The following is a 16,427-nucleotide window of genomic DNA, read 5'->3' on the forward strand; positions in this document are numbered from 1 at the left end:
ACCCCACGGTCGTCGGGTTCCCATCCCAGCCTTTTTTCTGCTCGTAGTTCGGCGCAAACTGCCGGTATCCAGGACATTACATCTTGTAACAGCGCAGTAGCGTCGCTGGCGCCACTGCATGGGAAGTCGCCGCTATCCCGGAAGATATAATCCCCCGCACTCCTGACTAGGTTTTTCCCTTATGGCCACAGCACAACAGAAGCCGTCCCTCCCTGCCCGCCGCCCGCTCTGGGCACGGCTCACGTTCTGGGTGGTCGGCCTGATCGTCGCTGGCATCGTGGCGGTCGCGCTGCTGCTGGGCTATGCGCTGCTGGTGGCCGCGCCCAACCTGCCGTCGCTCGATACCATCACGGACTACCGGCCCAAGATTCCGCTGCGCATCTTCACCGCGGACAACGTCCTGATCGGCGAGTTCGGCGAGGAGCGCCGCAACTTCGTGCCCATCGCCGAGATCCCCGACGTGATGAAGAAGGCCGTGCTGGCGATCGAGGACGACCGCTTCTACGAGCACGGCGGCGTGGACTTCGTCGGCGTGATGCGGGCGGGCCTGGCCAACCTGCGCGGCGGGCTGTCCCAAGGCGCTTCGACGATCACCATGCAGGTGGCGCGCAACTTCTTCCTGTCCAGCGAGAAGACCTACACGCGCAAGATCTACGAGATGCTGCTCGCGTACAAGATCGAGGCGAACCTGTCCAAGGACCAGATCCTCGAGCTGTACATGAATCAGATCTACCTGGGACAGCGCGCCTACGGTTTCGACAGCGCCGCGCGCGTCTATTTCGGCAAGTCGGTGCGCGACGTCACGCCGGCCGAGGCCGCGATGCTGGCCGGCCTGCCCAAGGCACCGTCCGCCTACAACCCCGTGGTGAACCCCAAGCGCGCAAAGGTACGCCAGGAGTACATCCTGCAGCGCATGCGCGACCTGCGCTATATCACGCCCGAGCAGTATGACCAGGCCTTGCGCGAAGCGCCGAAGGTCCGCACGGAAGGCAACGAGTTCTCGACGCACGCCGAGTACGTGGCCGAGATCGTGCGCCAGCTGATGTACGCGCAATACCGCGAGGAAACCTACACGCGCGGACTCACGGTCTACACCACGCTGACCAAGCCCGACCAGGACGCCGCGTACGAGTCGGTACGCGCGGGCATCATGAACTACGAGCGCAAGCACGGTTACCGCGGCCCGGAAGCCTTTATCGACCTGCCCTCGGACCAGGCTGACCGCGAGCAGGCCATCGACGACGCGCTGGTCGAGCACCCGGGCAGCGACGACCTGCGCTCCGCCGTGGTAACGAGCGTGTCGTCGCGCCAGGTGCAAGCCACGCTGCTGTCGGGCGAGGTGGCCACCATCGAAGGTTCGGCGCTGCGCTTTATCGCGCCGTCGCTGTCGGCCAACGCGCAACCGAAGACCAAGATCCGCCCCGGCGCCATCATCCGCGTGACACAGGACGAAAAGGGCCAGTGGACGGTGACGCAGCTCCCCGAAGTCTCGGCGGCCTTCGTCTCGATCAATCCTCAGGATGGCGAGATCCGCTCGATGGTCGGCGGCTTCGACTTCAACCGCAACAAGTTCAACCATGTGACGCAAGCCTGGCGCCAGCCTGGTTCCAGCTTCAAGCCGTTCATCTATTCGGCCGCACTGGAAAAGGGCTTCTCTCCGGCCACCGTCATCAATGACGCACCGCTGACGATCGGCCCGGACACGGGCGGCCAGGTGTGGGAGCCGAAGAACTATGACGGCAAGTTCGAAGGCCCCATGACCATGCGCCGCGCGCTGGCCAAGTCGAAGAACCTGGTGTCGGTGCGCATCCTCCGTGCGATCGGCACGCAATACGCGCAGGACTTCATTACCCGCTTCGGCTTCGAGGCCGACAAGCATCCGGCCTACCTGCCGATGGCGCTTGGCGCGGGCAGCGTCACGCCGCTGCAGATGGCGGGCGCCTACTCGGTCTTCGCCAACGGCGGCTACCGCGTCAACCCGTACCTGATCCAGAAGGTGGTCGATGCGCGCGGCAAGGTGCTCTCCGAAACGCAGCCGCAACGTGCCGGCAGCGATGCGGTGCGCGTGCTCGACGCACGCACGGCGTTCATCGCCGACACCATGCTGCGCGACGTGGTGCGCATGGGCACGGCCAACGCCGCCAAGCAGCGCCTGGGCCGCAACGACCTCGCCGGCAAGACCGGTACGACCAACGATGCCGTGGATGCCTGGTTCGCCGGCTACACGCCAAACCTGGTGGCGATCGCCTGGATGGGCTACGACCAGCCCAAGAGCCTGGGCGTGCGCGAGACCGGTGGCGGCCTGGCCTTGCCGATCTGGGTTGGCTACATGGGCAAGATGCTCAAGGGCGTGCCGGAAAGTCCCGAACGGCCGGCGCCGGAAGGCGTCGTCATGGCTGGCGGCGACTGGACCTTCGAGGAGAATGCCAGCGGCGCCGGCGTGGCTTCGGTCGGCCTGGGCGATCCGTGGCCGGGCAAGCCGGAGGAAAGCACGCGTTCGCCGGCCGATGTCGAGGCAGAGAAGAAGAAGATCCTGGAGATGTTCGGCGGCGCCTGAGCGCGGCCAACCAGGCAAGAAAAAGCCGGCCACACTGGGCCGGCTTTTTCATTGGGCGACTCGCTTCGCTGCGCGTCAGCCGAGCTTGAGCGTGGCTTCCGCCTGCTGGCTCACGTAGCCGGACAGCGCGGCGTACAGCTCGTTACCGCTGCGCGTATCGACCCAGCGCTCGCCATCGCGGCGGAAATGGAAGCCGCCCGAACGCGCCGCAACCCACAGCTCCTGCATCGGCGCCTGGCTGTTGATGATGATCTTGGAGCCGTTCTCGAATTCCAGTTCCATCACGTTGCCGGTCCGGCTGATTTCGATGTCGGCGTCGGCCGCGTCCGCTGCGGCTTCCACCGTGGCTTCGATGCGGTCCAGCTCCCTGGCCGCCAGGGCCAGGAACTCGCTTTCGCTCAAGGGGGGCATGCTAAACTCCAAGACCGCCGGCGCCAGCGCTGTCCGCCTTGCCATGCCACGGGGGACATCGCATGGAGCACTTGCAGTGACCGGCTTTTTTGTTGAGGATTTCCGGATTCCGGCCATGCCCTGGAACTCTGGCGGCGGCCGCGTACGACACGCCGGCTGCCGGTCCGACAGCTTTCCCAACCGCTTTCAAGGACGACCCGATGCTCCGTCGTGTTGCGATTGTATCGGCGTTTGCCGCCGGCCTTGCGATGCCCCTGCTGGGCGGATGCGGCATTCGCGGGCCGCTGACCATGCCCAAGCGGCCGCCTGAGCCGACCGCTCCGGCGGTGCCCGACCCGGGCCTCGGCCATGCCGACGCGACGCTGCCGGTCCCGGCAGCCCCCGCCACGCCCCCGGGCAAGTCCGAGTCCGACGCCCCCACCACCAGGTAACCATGACCGCATTTTTCCATCGCCAGGACGGCGCCCTTATTGCCGAGCAGGTACCGCTGGCACAGATCGCCGCAGAGTTCGGCACGCCGACCTACGTGTACTCGCGCGCGGCGCTGACGGCCGCCTACCAGGCCTACGCCGCCGCCTGCCAGGGCCGCAAGGCGCAGGTACAGTACGCCATGAAGGCCAACTCGAACCTGGCGGTCCTGCAGGTCTTCGCCAAACTCGGCGCGGGCTTCGACATCGTCTCGGGCGGCGAACTCAAGCGCGTGCTGGCCGCCGGCGGTAATCCGCGCAAGGTGGTGTTCTCGGGCGTAGGCAAGAGCGCGGCGGAAATGGAACTGGCGCTGGCGCATGACGTGCGCTGCTTCAACGTCGAGTCGATCCCCGAACTGGATCGCCTCAATGCGGTGGCCGGACAGGTTGGCAAGCGCGCGCGCGTGTCGCTGCGCATCAACCCGGATGTCGATGCCAGGACGCACCCGTACATCTCCACGGGCCTGAAGGGCAACAAGTTCGGCATCGCGTTCGAGCAGGTGCTGCCCACGTACCGCACGGCCGCGGCACTGCCGCATATCGAAGTCACCGGCATCGACTGCCACATCGGTTCACAGATCACCGAAGTCGCGCCGTACCTGGAAGCACTCGACAAGGTGCTCGACGTGGTCGAAGCGCTGGAGCGCGAGGGCATCGTCCTCGAGCACATCGACGTCGGCGGCGGCCTTGGCATCACCTACGACGACGAGACCCCGCCGGACATCACGGCCTTTGCCACCACGCTGCTCGATCGCGTGGCGGCACGCGGCCATGGTCATCGTGAAGTGCTGTTCGAGCCGGGCCGCTCGCTCGTCGGCAACGCCGGGGTGCTGCTGACCCAGGTGGAATTCCTCAAGCCCGGCGAGGCCAAAAACTTCTGCATCGTCGATGCCGCGATGAACGACCTGGCGCGCCCGGCCATGTACGAGGCCTTCCACCGTATCGAACCGGTGCTGGCCAGCAGCGCGCCGGCGGTGACCTACGACATCGTGGGCCCCGTGTGCGAATCGGGCGACTGGCTCGGCCGCGACCGCGCGCTGGCCGTGCAGCCCGGCGATCTGCTGGCGGTGATGTCGGCGGGTGCCTACGGCTTCACGATGAGCTCCAACTACAACACCCGTCCGCGCGCGGCCGAAGTCATGGTCGACGGCAACAAGGTCCGCGTGGTGCGCGAGCGCGAACTGGTGGAAGACCTGTTCCGCGACGAACGCCTGCTGCAGGACTGATTCTGCCCGCGGTCCCGGCCCGCCCCATCAGCGGGCGGCCGGCCTCCAGCGCCACCACAGGCGCAGCCCGAGCAGCACGAATACCACCGCGGCGTAGATCGACACCTCGCCAAAGTCGTTCTTGCCGGCCTTATGCCACCAGTAGTGCAGGATGGCCAGCACCGCGATCGCATACACCGACTTGTGCAGCGCCTGCCAGCGCTTGCCGCCCAGACGCTTCACCATGCCGTTGGTCGACGTCAGCGCCAGCGGAATCATCAGCACAAAGGCCGTGAAGCCCACCGTGATGAACGGCCGCTTGGCCACGTCTTTCAGCATGTAGGCGAGGTCAAACCCACGGTCGACGCCGATCCACAGCAGGAAGTGCTGCAGGCCATAGAAAAACGCGAACAGGCCCAGCATACGCCGCATCCGCACGAGCCAGCTCCAGCCTGTCAGGCGGCGCAGCGGCGTAACCGCCAGCGTCACGCACAGCATCACCAGCGTCCAGGTGCCGGTGGATCGCGTGACGAACTCCAGCGGGTTCGCGCCGAACTGGCTGGTCGCGCCGAGGTAAAGCAGACGCACAAAAGGCAGCATCGCCAGCAGCCAGATGGCGACCTTGATGATGCGCACCTGCGACTGCGGCAGCGCTGCCAGACCGCTGGAATTGCCGCCCGGTGCCGCGCCCGCCGTACGCGGGGAAGCCGGCTGCGAGACCGTCATGTCAGCGCGGCCCATCAGAAAAACTTCCTCAGATCCATGCCCTGATACAGCGACGCCACCTGCTGGCCGTAGCCGTTGAACGGCAACGTCTTGCGCTTGGGCGCGAACAACGCAGCAAAGCCGCCACCGCCACTGTCCTCGCCAATGCGCCTTTCGGTGGCTTGGCTCCAGCGTGGATGATCCACTTCCGGGTTTACGTTGGAGTAGAAGCCGTACTCCTGCGGCGCCGCCAGGTTCCAGCTCGTCGGCGGCTGCTTGTCGAGAAAGCGGATCTTCACGATCGACTTGGCGCTCTTGAACCCATACTTCCACGGCAGCACCATGCGCACCGGTGCGCCGTTCTGGTTCGGCAGGACTTCGCCATAGAGACCAAACGTCAGCAGCGCGAGCGGGTGCATGGCCTCGTCCATACGAAGACCTTCGCTGTAGGGCCAGTCCAGCACCGAGCTGCTGACGCCGGGCATCTGCTTCTTGTCGGCCAGCGTGATGAACTGCACGTACTTCGCACCCGGCTGCGGCTCCACGCGCCGGATCAGCTCGGCCAGCGGATAGCCGATCCACGGAATCACCATCGACCAGCCCTCCACGCAGCGCAGGCGGTAGACGCGCTCTTCCATCGGCGCAAGCTTCAGCAGCTCATCGAGGTCGTAGACCTTGGGCTTCTTCACCAGCCCTTCCACCGCCACCTGCCAGGGGCGTGGCCGCAACGTGCCGGCGTTGCGCGACGGGTCGGACTTGTCGGTGCCGAATTCGTAGAAATTGTTGTACGTCGTCACGTCCTCGAAGGGCGTGCGCTTCTCCGTCACGACGTAGGCCTTGTTGACGGTGGCAGCCAGCTTCGCCCCGTGCTGGCCCTGCTGGGCGCGCGCTTCGCGCGCAAACCACGGGCCCAGCGCGGTACCGGCGGTACCGGCAGCCGCGAGCGCCAGCAGCCGACGACGTGCGGCGAACACGTGGCGCGGCGTGATGTCGGAGGCGGCGATATCGTCACCGCGCAACCACTTCGGGGAGGGAATCAGCATGGTTGATCCTTGATGCTTCGAACGGCCCGGGAATTGGACTTTCCCTTGGTCGGATAGTGCAGGCCATTCCTGACAGTCTTTTTGCTGTGGGTTCGAGGCCGGTATGCCTATCCTCCCTGGCTCTGGTATTGCTGGTACACGGACTGCGCCACGGTCAGCAGCCGCGCGCGATCGACCTGCCCGGCCAGCGCGAAGCCCAGGCTGCGGTCAATCCAGTAGAACGCCATGGCGCCGGCCCCCTTGGCGGGAGCAGCCTGGGGCATCCGCTCAAGTCGGAAGCCGGTATCTGGCGTGCCTTGCGCCATGCGGCGCAGCTGCAGCGACAGGCGCGTACCGTCATCGGATTCGTACATCAGGATGGCGGATGGGCCGCCTTCGGCCACGCCTAGGCGGCCACCGATCAGGTGAAAACCCTGCGGACGCAGGTCCGGCACCTGAAGCGGAGCGCCGAGCCGCTTGGACAGCCATGCGATCAGATGGGCTTCGTCGCTGGCCGGCACCTCCACAGGATGGCGGACTTCGGGCGCATAGACCACGTGTGACACCAACGCGTCGCGCGCGAAGCGCTCGCCCGGCGCCATGGCCACGCTGACACCATCAGCCATGCGGCCGTGCGCGAGCCAGCCAACCGCGCCGCCCATGGCCAGCGAGGCAACCGAGGCGCACGCGGCGATCCATGCCGTGCGCCAGCCACTTCCTGCGCTATCTCGCCTCGGGGTGCCATTGCGCAGCGGTTCCGGCAAGGCCGCGAGTGGCACAGGCTCATTGAGCACGCCATCGAGCGCGCCATGCAATGCCTCGCCCTGGCGGCGCCACGCCGCCACGCGTGCCGCAACCTCGGGCCGTTCAGCGAGATACGCCTCCACGGCCGCGCGGCGGCGGCCGCTCAGTTGGCCGTCGGCGTAGGCATGCAGGTCAGCTTCGTGGATCGGGGACATCATTTCACTCGCTGCAGCGTCGTACCGGCCTCCGCGGCTGGTGCCGGCTGACGCGCGCCGTCCAGGAGGGCGCGCATGTGCTCGCGCGCTCGTGCCAGGCGGGACATCACGGTGCCCACCGGAACATTCAGCACCTGTGCGGCCTCGGCATAGGTGAACTGCTCAAGGCTGACCAGCAACAACACCGCGCGCTGGGCCTCGGGCAGTTCCGCGAGCGCCTGCAGCAAGTCGCGCCGCAGGCCGGGGTCGGTAACCGGGGCACTGACGTCCGGCAGGGTCTCGGTGCTCACCACCAACTCCTTGCGCCGCACCGTGTTCAGGCGCAAGCGGTGCATCAGCGTGAGTAGCCAGGGCAGCAGGCCATCGGCGCCATCGCCCCACCACGCTCCCGGGCGCAAGCGAAAACGCCAGCGGTAGCGCAACGCGCGCTCCAGCGTGTCCTGCACCAGGTCGTCAGCCAGCGCCGCGTCCCTGGTCAGGCCACGCGCGTGGCGCCGCAGCCGCGGCGCCAGCGCTACCAGCTGGCCTTCAAACCCGTCCATGCCGTGCCGGACTCAATCCGTTGCTGACCGTCAGGGCTTGGCGACGTGCCAGACGTTGTTGACGTTGTCGCCCACGCGGTCACCGGGCTTGGCATCCTTGGCAAAGCGATACAGGGGCATGCCGCGGTAGGCCCACTGCTTGCCGCCATCATCACGCGTGATGATGGTGTAGCTGCCCGAAGCAGCGGTGCCGGGTGCCGCCATCAGCGGCGGCCAGTTGGTCGCGCATGGGCCGTTGCAGGCGCTCTTGCCGCTGTCCTTCATATCGCGGTCGAACGTGTACAGCGTCAGGCCTTGCGGATCGGTCAGCACGCCGTCGGTCACCTTGACGGTGGGAGGCATGCTTCCGGCACCGCCCATGCCACCCATGCCCGAACAGGCGGCCAGCAGGACGGATGCACAGCCAAGGGCCAGTGCGGCAGGACGAACCAGCGATGCAGCGATAGGACGACGCAGACTTGCCATGATGTTTTTCTCCATGCGGACCGGTGCCGCCAGCCGGCACCGTTCCTCAAGTAAACACCGGATGTGATGCCTTTATTCCATGAGGGCAAAAAAAACCTGCCCATCGGACAGGTCTTTTTGCTAAGCAAGCAGCGCAATCATCACAATTCGCCGTAACTATGCAGGCCCGACAGGAACATGTTGACGCCCAGGAAGGCAAAGGTAGTCACCAGCAGGCCCGTCAGCGCCCACCATGCCGCCACCGTGCCGCGCAGTCCCTTCATCAGCCGCATGTGCAGCCATGCCGCGTAGTTCAGCCAGACGATCAGGGCCCAGGTCTCCTTCGGATCCCAGCTCCAGTAGCCACCCCAGGCCTCGGCAGCCCAGAGCGCGCCGAGGATCGTCGCGATGGTGAAGAAGGCAAAGCCGACCGCGATCGCCTTGTACATGACGTCGTCCAGCACTTCGAGCGAGGGCAGGCGCTCGGCCAGGATGCCGCGCTGCTTGAGCAAGTAGGCCACCGAGACCATCGCCGCCAGCGCGAACGTGCCATAGCCGATGAAGTTGGCCGGTACGTGGATCTTCATCCACCAGCTTTGCAGCGCCGGCACCAGCGGCTGGATCTCCTGCGCATTGCGGCTGACCGTGTACCACAGCAGGAAGCCGACCGCGGCCGATACCACGAGCATCACGAACGGGCCGAGCGCGCGCGTGGCGTAGCGCCCTTCGTAGTAGAGGTAGAACAGCGACGTGATCAGCGTGAACAGCACGAACACTTCATAGAGGTTCGAGATGGGGATATGCCCGATGTCCGTGCCGATCAGGTACGACTCGTACCAGCGCACGAGCAAACCGGTGAAGCCCAGTACCACGGCCGCCCAGCACAGCTTGCTGCCGATGCTGTAGCCGGTGGCCGAGCGCGTCGCCAGGCCCACCCAGTAGAACAGCGTGGACAGGAACACCAGCGCGCTCATCCACAGGATGGCCGACTGGCTCGACAGGAAGTACTTCAGGAAGAAAGCCTGGTCGGCCCGCGCGAGCTGGCCCTGATAGAGCTGCACGGCGAACAGCGCCAGGATGGCCAGCCCAGGCATCAGGGCTCGCACCGGCTTCCAGTGCCAGCCGAGCAGAGCGAACGTCGGCACCGACGCGATCAGCACGGCCTTGTCATAGCCGTTCATCCACTGGCCATAGCGCGACAGCGCCACGCCGGCACCGACCGCGAGCAGCACCGCAAAGGCCCAGTCGAGCCACGTGAGGCGGCGCAGGAAGGAAGGTTCAAGATAGGCCTCGTCCGCGGCGCCGGAAGCGGCAGGGGTTGCCGGCCGCATGGCCGGCCGGGCGGCCTGGTTCACGTTTGAAGACATAGCGTTACCTGCGATCTGCGCACAGCCTTTGGCTGCGCAACGAAGGCCGGGCGGCGGCTGGCGAGGATCGCCACCGCCCGGCCCGACGGGTTCAATGCTGCGCCTGCGCCGGGGCGTCCTGGTCGGCCCCGGCCGCGCGGCCGATGTCGTCGCGCAAGGCGACGAATTCCTTCTCGAAGTCCAGGGTGCGGCGCTGGGTCGACATGGCCATCAGCACATGGCTGCCAGGCACTGCCGCATCGGATGGCGCCGTTGGCGCGGCCGGTGCAGTGGCATCCGCATGATGTCCAGGATCCTTGATCCAGACCCACACTCTGCGCTCCCGGATATAGAACATCGAGAACACGCCCAGCACCAGCAGCAGACACCCAAGATACACGATGTTCTTGCCCGGCGCACGGGTCATCTGGAACACGCTGGCCTTGATTTCCTTGAAGTCGTCGAGTTGCAGGAAAACCGGCGCGCCATAGAAGAAACTGTCCGACAGGGCGTTGATCGACTGCTGCAGGAACGCCCCGCTCTGGGCGCTGTTGGGCACCACCGGCTGCTTGTCCTGCGCGCGGGCGAGTTGCCACAGTTCCCACATCGAGCCATTGAGGATCTTCAGCAGGACATCGGCTGCCTTTTGCTGCTCTGCCGCCGGGACCGATTTTTCGAGGAACGCGGCGATCGCCGTGAAGCCGCCCGGCGGAGCGTCCGGGCTGGGGCGGGTGGCGCCGGCAAAGAGGTCCAGCGCGCGCAGGGCGCTTTCCGCCAATTGGCCGCGAAGGTCGGCCTTATCCGCGCCGGGCATCGACGCCAGCGCGAAGCGGCGTGCCGCCTCGCCACGCAGTCCGCGGTCCTGCAGGGCGGCGCGCAGGCGCATCCAGTCGGCCACGCTGCCCTGGTCGTCGGCGGGGATGCGCAGGTAACGGAACGGCTCGTTCGGCGACTCCCGCATGCCGGCCAGGAACACGGACTGGCCGTCGAGCTGCACCGGCACCATGTAGTTGTTGTACTCGCGCGCCTGGCCATTGCGGTCGCGCAGCTTGTACTGCACCGACGGGCCGACGTTGTGCAGCGTCTTTTCCTTCTGCGTGTTGGCCGCGGCGCCGAGGTGCGACTCGAGCGTCTCGTTGAACGACTTGCGCGCCACGCCACGTGCATCGGGCTTGCCCGAGGCATCGGTGACGTTCTCGATATTCATCAGGCGGAAGTCGCTGAACTCCACCGTCAGGCCGTCCTTGTCGGCCGCCGTACCCGTGGTGGTCAGCGGCGTGTTGCCACCGACGGTACCGGCGAACGGGAACGTGCCGTGGCTGTTGCCTTGCATCGGATAGCCAACGAACTTCAACTGCGAACCGCCGTCCTCGAAGCTCGACTGGTAGATCGCCACGCCATCGACGATCAGCGGCTCGTTGACCTTCACCGTCGCATGCGTCTGCTTGCCGGTGGCGCGGTCGGTCACGATCACATCCGACGCGAACAGCTTGGGCATGCCGGTCGGGTAGAAATCGACCGTGAACTTCTTGAGCGTGATGTTGAACGGCAGGTCCTGTACCAGCGCGCCATCGGCAATGTTCAGGATGGCCGTGGATACGGTCGAGCCTTCGGGCACGAAGGCATTGCCCCGGAAGCCCGGGTTGGCCGCCGACAGGCGATGCTCCGGCGGAATCTCGCTGATGACTGCGTTGCCGCGGATCGGCGTCTTGCAGCCGAACCACATCTGGGCGCGGATCAGCATGTCGCCGTCGAGCAGGCCACCAATGCAGATCACCACGATCGCGGTGTGCGCCAGGATATAGCCGAGCTTGTTGGCCGCACCGGCCTTTGCGGCCAGCAGCGTCGCGCCCTCATGCTGGACCTGTCGGGTGCGGTAGCCGCGGTTTTGCAGCAGCGCATTCACGCGGGCGACGGCTTCGGTACGCGGACGTGCCGCCTCGAATTCGCCGCGGTGGTGGAAGGCGCGCAGGCTGCGCTCGCGCACATGATCCTTCCAGGAGCGCATGTCGACGATCATCTTGGGCGCGTTGCGCACCAGGCACAGCGACGTCGACACGACCAGGAAGGCCAGGATCAGCAGGAACCACCACGAGCCATAGACCTTCTGCAGCGACAATGCGTGGAAGACATCGGCCCAGAACGGCCCGAACTGGTTCACATAGTTCGGGTACGGCTCGTTCTGCTTGAGTACGGTACCGACCACGCTGGCAATGGCGATCACCGTCAGCAGGGTGATCGCAAAGCGCATCGAGGACAACAATTCGACCGCGTCGCGCAACACGCGGTGTGGGGTCTTCAGGTGCAGGCCTGAAGTGGAAGCGGTCGACATGTGATGTGCAGCAATAAGCTTTGAAATAAAAAAGGGTGGACATGCTTTGCAAGCAGGCCACCCTCTTCGATTGTTGCCGAGGCCATCGGTTGCATCCTGCTTCATGCTCCGCATGCGCGGAGCGGCAGGCCAACCGTCGGGCCGGCGCGGAACGACTTAGCGAACGCCGGCGACGTAGTCCGCCACGGCCTTGATCTCGGCGTCCGACATCTTGGCGGCGATCGTTGTCATCACCGGATTGTTCTTGCGGGTGCCCTGGCGGAATGCCACGAGCTGGGCTTCGGTGTAATCGGACCACTGGCCGCCAATGCGCGGGTACTGGGCCGGAATGCCGGCGCCGGTGGGGCCATGGCAGGCGGCACAGGCCGGCACGCCCTTGGCGGCGATACCGGCGCGGTAAATTTTCTGGCCTGCCTCGATGGTGTCCTTGTTCTTGGCCGTGGCCGGCTTGATCGGCTGCTTGGCGAGATAGGCGCCGATGTCCTTCATTTCCTGATCGTTCAGCGAACCAGCCAGCGGCGACATGATCGCGTTGTTGCGCGACTTGTCCTTGAAGTTGGCGAGTTGCTTGTGGACGTATTCAGGATGCTGCGCCGCCAGCTTGGGATTAGCGGCGGCACCGCTGTTGCCGTTGGCGCCGTGGCAGCTCAGGCAGGCGGGAACATTGCGATCGGGCGCACCCTGCGTATAAAGCGTTTCGCCCTTTGCCGGATCCGCCTTCACGGCGGCTTGCTCGGAGGCAAAAGCCAGACCGGTCATGGCGGTTGCAGGCAGGGCCAGCACCAGGACACCCAGAAGCTTCGCAATGCGGTTCATTCGCACACCTTGTCTGAATTGTTTTTGAATACCGTAGTGCATGCCGGCAGGCGCTTTGCGGGCGGTGAGGACGCACCCTTGCAAGGCCTGGCATCGTGGTCGTGGCAACCGGAAATTCCAGGTTAACCGGTGCGCCAGGCAGCAGACCCCGCCTTTCCTGGCGCCGCTCGCGATGAAACGGCAAACACGGCTCCCGTCCGGATGGATCGGGTCACCGGCAACGCGGCCATGGATGCCCTGCGTCACCCGTTCAGGAGACCGTAAACCGGCGTATTGTACAATAAATAATGTGCCGGATTGATGCCATGGCCGCCCTGTGCCTGTGCAAGATCAACCTCCGGTGGCCTGGCCGATTCCGTGCCGCCAGCCTTACCACCTCGGCGTGACCGTCGTTGCACTCCCGCGCGATTCGCGCCGGCCGCAACTACCCGCCCCACCCGCTTCGACGCATGTCCCTCCTACACCAGGCCCGTTTCTTCACGACCGTCAACCACCTGCGCGACCTGCCCGCCACCGCGGTGCCGGAGGTCGCGTTCGCCGGTCGTTCCAACGCCGGCAAGTCGACGGCCATCAATATCCTGTGCAACCAGAAGCGCCTGGCCTTTTCGTCGCGCACGCCGGGACGCACGCAGCATATCAACTACTTCACGGTGGCCCCGGTCAAGGCGCCGGATCCGATTGCCTTCCTGGTCGACCTGCCGGGTTATGGCTACGCAGAGGTCTCGGGCTCCGCCAAGTTCCACTGGCAAGGACTGCTCAGCGACTACGTGCAGAGCCGCACCCAGTTGTCCGGCCTGATCCTGATGATGGATGCGCGCCGCCCCTTCACCGATCTCGATTGCCAGATGGTGGAGTGGTTCCTGCCCACCGGAAAGCCGATTCACGTGTTGCTCACCAAGGCCGACAAGCTGACCAACAGCGAAAACGCCAAGGCCCTGCGCGAGACGCGGCAGATCCTGGCCGGCTACTCGGAGCAACTGGGCACGCCGGTGCCGCTCACCGCGCAGCTGTTCTCCAGCCTGAAGCGCCGCGGCATCGAAGAAGCGCAGCGCGTCATCGCAGGCTGGCTGTCGCTGCCCGAAGCGCAACCCCAGACGCCGGCTCAGCCACCTGCGGAGCCGGGCACCTCCGAGCAACGCAAGCCCGAGTAACGCACGCGTTTCGCACGGACAAAAAAAGCCCCGTTGCAAGCAACGGGGACGAACTTTCCCGCCGGTCAGGGCGGGTACCCGCTCAGGGAGGAGTAGCGGGGGACACCGCGCCGCGCGAGGCGCAACGCAAGGTGTCCGCGAGTATGATAGCGGGCACACTCAAAAGTTTAGTTTTTCTGCATTACGCGCTCCGGCGCGTCCGCCGCCCGCCGGGGACGAGCCGCTTTGCGCATAATTCCTCCCTGAACTCCCCCTTCAAGCTGCCATGTCTGCCTTTCCAGAGTACCGTCCCCGCCGCATGCGTCGCGATGACTTCTCGCGGCGCCTGATGCGCGAGCACCGCCTGTCGCCGGACAACCTGATCTACCCAGTCTTCATCCTGGACGGGCAGAACCAGCGCCAGTCCGTGGCGTCCATGCCGGGCGTGGAGCGTGTTTCCGTCGATCTGCTGCTGCCGGTGGCGGAAGACTGCGTGAAGCTGGGCATTCCGGTCATCGCGCTGTTCCCGGTCATCGATCCCTCTCTGAAGACCCCTGACGGCATTGAAGCGACTAACGCCGAAGGGCTCGTTCCGCGCGCGGTGCGCGCCCTGAAGGACCGCTTCCCCGAACTTGGCGTGCTCACCGACGTGGCGCTCGATCCGTACACTAGCCACGGCCAGGACGGCGTGCTCGACGAGAACGGCTACGTGATCAACGATCAGACCGTCGAGATCCTGGTCCGCCAGGCGCTGGTGCAGGCCGAAGCCGGCGTGGATATCGTCGCCCCGTCCGACATGATGGACGGCCGCATCGGCGCCGTGCGCCTGGCGCTGGAGGATGCAGGCCACATCCACACGCGCATCATGGCCTACTCGGCCAAGTACGCGTCGGCGTTCTACGGCCCGTTCCGCGACGCCGTGGGCTCGGCCGCCAACCTGGGCAAGGGCAACAAGATGACCTACCAGATGGACCCGGCCAACACCGACGAGGCCCTGCGCGAAGTCGCCCAGGACATCATGGAAGGCGCCGACATGGTGATGGTCAAGCCCGGCATGCCCTATCTGGATATCGTGCGCCGCGTGAAGGACGAGTTCCGCTTCCCGACCTACGTCTACCAGGTCAGCGGCGAGTACGCGATGCTCAAGGCCGCCGCGCAAAACGGCTGGCTGGACCACGACAAGGTCATGATGGAATCGCTGCTGGCCTTCCGCCGCGCCGGTGCCGACGGCATCCTCACCTATTTCGCGCGCGATGCCGCGCGCCTGCTTGCCGGCTGAAGCGACGTCGCCCACATGGAGCTGCTAGGCTTCTCGGCCAGCCAGGTTCACCCGCTCGCCTCGCTGGCCGAGGCGGGCACGTTCCTCGCCGGTAGCGCGTCGGCCCGCTTCGTCTGGGCCGATTTTCCGATCGAAGAGGTCGCGGCGGCCCCGGAAAGCTGGCGCGAGAGCGTGCGGCAGCTCACCGGCGCGCCTATCCTGGACCTGCATCTGGTAGACGCCACCAACACCGCGCATCCGTCGTACTTCGATACGACGCATGCGTACGACATGGTGATCTTCCGCAAGCTGACTTTCGAGACCAGCCGCGCCATTGCCGAGGCTGAAGGTTCGGCACCGGCTCCCGCCGGGGCCGCGCCAAAGCCGCGCCGCCATCCGCCCGGCTTCCTGCCGGCACTGGCCCGGATCGACACGCAACCGGTCACGTTCTTCGTCTTCGACAATGTGCTGGTCACCGTCCGGCCCGGTCCGTCGCGCACGATCGACCAGGTACGCCAGCGCCTGCTGGAGCTTTGCCAGGCGCCAAGGCCACAAGCCGCGCCCCGGGCAAACGGACAGGCGCCGCTGTTGCACGGCGTGCGGCCGCCGAGCCGGCCCGAAGACCTGATGCTGCGCCTGCTCAACGCCATGGTCGACCGCTACCTGGAGTTGCGCGCGCCGCTCACACGGCAACTGGACCGCTGGCAGCGCGCGCTGCTCAATTCGCGCCGCAGTTTTTCAAGCTGGGAAGGATTGCTCGATGCCCGCATCCAGCTGCGCAAGCTGGAGCACCTGAGCGAAGAGCAGCGCGATGCCCTGCAGGAATTCCGCGACAGCGTCCTGGACAACCGCTACAGCGGCGACCCGACCGATCCCGCCGGCAAGGCGCCAGGCCGCGATGAGATGCTGCTGGTACGCATCAACGACCTGATGGAACACATCCAGCGCGTGCTGGCGCACGCGCGGCGACTGGAGGATTCGATCGAGTCCGCCGTCCAGATCCATTTCTCGGCGGTGGCCCACCGGACCAACCGCACCATGCGCACGCTGACGCTGATCACCGCGCTGTTCATGCCGCTGACGCTGATCACCGGCGTCTTCGGCATGAACTTCGAACGCATGCCGTGGCTGCGCGAGCCCGACGGCTTCTGGTGGTCGCTTGGGTTGATGGGCGCGGTCGTGGTGGTACTGGGCGCCGTGTGGGCGCTCGGGCGGCAGTTGGAGCGCTAGTGC

General features: G+C 65.9%; 15 protein-coding genes. 6 read left to right on the forward strand and 9 right to left on the reverse strand.

Annotated elements, in window-relative coordinates; all coding sequences use genetic code 11:
* Positions 1–181: 181 nt before the first annotated feature.
* Positions 182–2,557 carry a penicillin-binding protein 1A gene (locus AC3FKG_RS24345; protein WP_483709616.1) on the forward strand — a complete coding sequence of 792 codons (2,376 nt, stop codon included), beginning with the start codon at positions 182–184 and terminating at the stop codon, positions 2,555–2,557.
* A 75-nt stretch (positions 2,558–2,632) separates the two neighbouring features.
* Here the strand turns inward: AC3FKG_RS24345 and cyaY are convergent, their stop codons facing one another.
* The gene (gene cyaY, locus AC3FKG_RS24350) at positions 2,633–2,968 is read right to left on the reverse strand and encodes an iron donor protein CyaY (RefSeq protein ID WP_483709618.1); all 336 of its coding nucleotides are present in this window, start codon (positions 2,966–2,968) and stop codon (positions 2,633–2,635) included.
* Positions 2,969–3,168: 200 nt separating this feature from the next.
* Between cyaY and AC3FKG_RS24355 the strand changes: the two genes are divergently transcribed.
* Both AC3FKG_RS24355 and lysA read left to right on the forward strand, forming a co-directional pair.
* Positions 3,169–3,399 (forward strand): hypothetical protein, encoded by a 231-nt coding sequence (locus AC3FKG_RS24355; RefSeq protein ID WP_483709619.1) that lies wholly within the window; start codon positions 3,169–3,171, stop codon positions 3,397–3,399.
* A gap of 2 nt (positions 3,400–3,401) precedes the next feature.
* The gene (gene lysA, locus AC3FKG_RS24360; RefSeq protein ID WP_483709620.1) at positions 3,402–4,661 is read left to right on the forward strand and encodes a diaminopimelate decarboxylase; all 1,260 of its coding nucleotides are present in this window, start codon (positions 3,402–3,404) and stop codon (positions 4,659–4,661) included.
* Positions 4,662–4,688: 27 nt separating this feature from the next.
* Here the strand turns inward: lysA and msrQ are convergent, their stop codons facing one another.
* The 8 genes from msrQ to AC3FKG_RS24400 form a co-directional block, all read right to left on the reverse strand.
* Positions 4,689–5,366 (reverse strand): protein-methionine-sulfoxide reductase heme-binding subunit MsrQ, encoded by a 678-nt coding sequence (msrQ, locus tag AC3FKG_RS24365; protein WP_488744366.1) that lies wholly within the window; start codon positions 5,364–5,366, stop codon positions 4,689–4,691.
* 14 nt (positions 5,367–5,380) lie between these two features.
* The gene (msrP, locus tag AC3FKG_RS24370) at positions 5,381–6,388 is read right to left on the reverse strand and encodes a protein-methionine-sulfoxide reductase catalytic subunit MsrP (protein WP_483709622.1); all 1,008 of its coding nucleotides are present in this window, start codon (positions 6,386–6,388) and stop codon (positions 5,381–5,383) included.
* A 107-nt stretch (positions 6,389–6,495) separates the two neighbouring features.
* Complete coding sequence (locus AC3FKG_RS24375) at positions 6,496–7,329, reverse strand: anti-sigma factor family protein (RefSeq protein ID WP_488744361.1); 834 nt, start codon at positions 7,327–7,329, stop codon at positions 6,496–6,498.
* The gene (locus tag AC3FKG_RS24380) at positions 7,326–7,868 is read right to left on the reverse strand and encodes an RNA polymerase sigma factor (RefSeq protein ID WP_483709626.1); all 543 of its coding nucleotides are present in this window, start codon (positions 7,866–7,868) and stop codon (positions 7,326–7,328) included. Before AC3FKG_RS24380 ends, AC3FKG_RS24375 begins: the two co-directional genes overlap by 4 nt.
* A 30-nt stretch (positions 7,869–7,898) precedes the next feature.
* On the reverse strand, positions 7,899–8,333 hold the full coding sequence (locus AC3FKG_RS24385) for a COG4315 family predicted lipoprotein (RefSeq protein WP_483709627.1): 435 nt from the start codon (positions 8,331–8,333) through the stop codon (positions 7,899–7,901).
* Between the two features lie 140 nt (positions 8,334–8,473).
* Positions 8,474–9,679 (reverse strand): c-type cytochrome biogenesis protein CcsB, encoded by a 1,206-nt coding sequence (ccsB, locus tag AC3FKG_RS24390; protein ID WP_483709628.1) that lies wholly within the window; start codon positions 9,677–9,679, stop codon positions 8,474–8,476.
* Positions 9,680–9,770: 91 nt separating this feature from the next.
* On the reverse strand, positions 9,771–11,990 hold the full coding sequence (locus AC3FKG_RS24395) for a cytochrome c biogenesis protein ResB (RefSeq protein WP_488744362.1): 2,220 nt from the start codon (positions 11,988–11,990) through the stop codon (positions 9,771–9,773).
* 156 nt (positions 11,991–12,146) lie between these two features.
* Positions 12,147–12,806 carry a c-type cytochrome gene (locus AC3FKG_RS24400; protein ID WP_483711561.1) on the reverse strand — a complete coding sequence of 220 codons (660 nt, stop codon included), beginning with the start codon at positions 12,804–12,806 and terminating at the stop codon, positions 12,147–12,149.
* A gap of 449 nt (positions 12,807–13,255) precedes the next feature.
* On the opposite strand from AC3FKG_RS24400, the gene yihA reads away from it, so the two are divergent.
* The 3 genes from yihA (at position 13,256) to AC3FKG_RS24415 (ending at position 16,424) form a co-directional block, all read left to right on the forward strand.
* Positions 13,256–13,957, forward strand: a complete 702-nt coding sequence (gene yihA / locus AC3FKG_RS24405) for a ribosome biogenesis GTP-binding protein YihA/YsxC (protein ID WP_483709631.1) — start codon at positions 13,256–13,258, stop codon at positions 13,955–13,957.
* 265 nt (positions 13,958–14,222) lie between these two features.
* A complete protein-coding gene (gene hemB / locus AC3FKG_RS24410) occupies positions 14,223–15,215 on the forward strand; it encodes a porphobilinogen synthase (protein WP_483709633.1) in 993 nt (330 codons plus the stop codon).
* 15 nt (positions 15,216–15,230) lie between these two features.
* Positions 15,231–16,424 carry a magnesium transporter CorA family protein gene (locus AC3FKG_RS24415; protein ID WP_483709634.1) on the forward strand — a complete coding sequence of 398 codons (1,194 nt, stop codon included), beginning with the start codon at positions 15,231–15,233 and terminating at the stop codon, positions 16,422–16,424.
* Positions 16,425–16,427: the final 3 nt, after the last annotated feature.

This window comes from Cupriavidus sp. 22TCCZM04-2, from assembly GCF_057798895.1.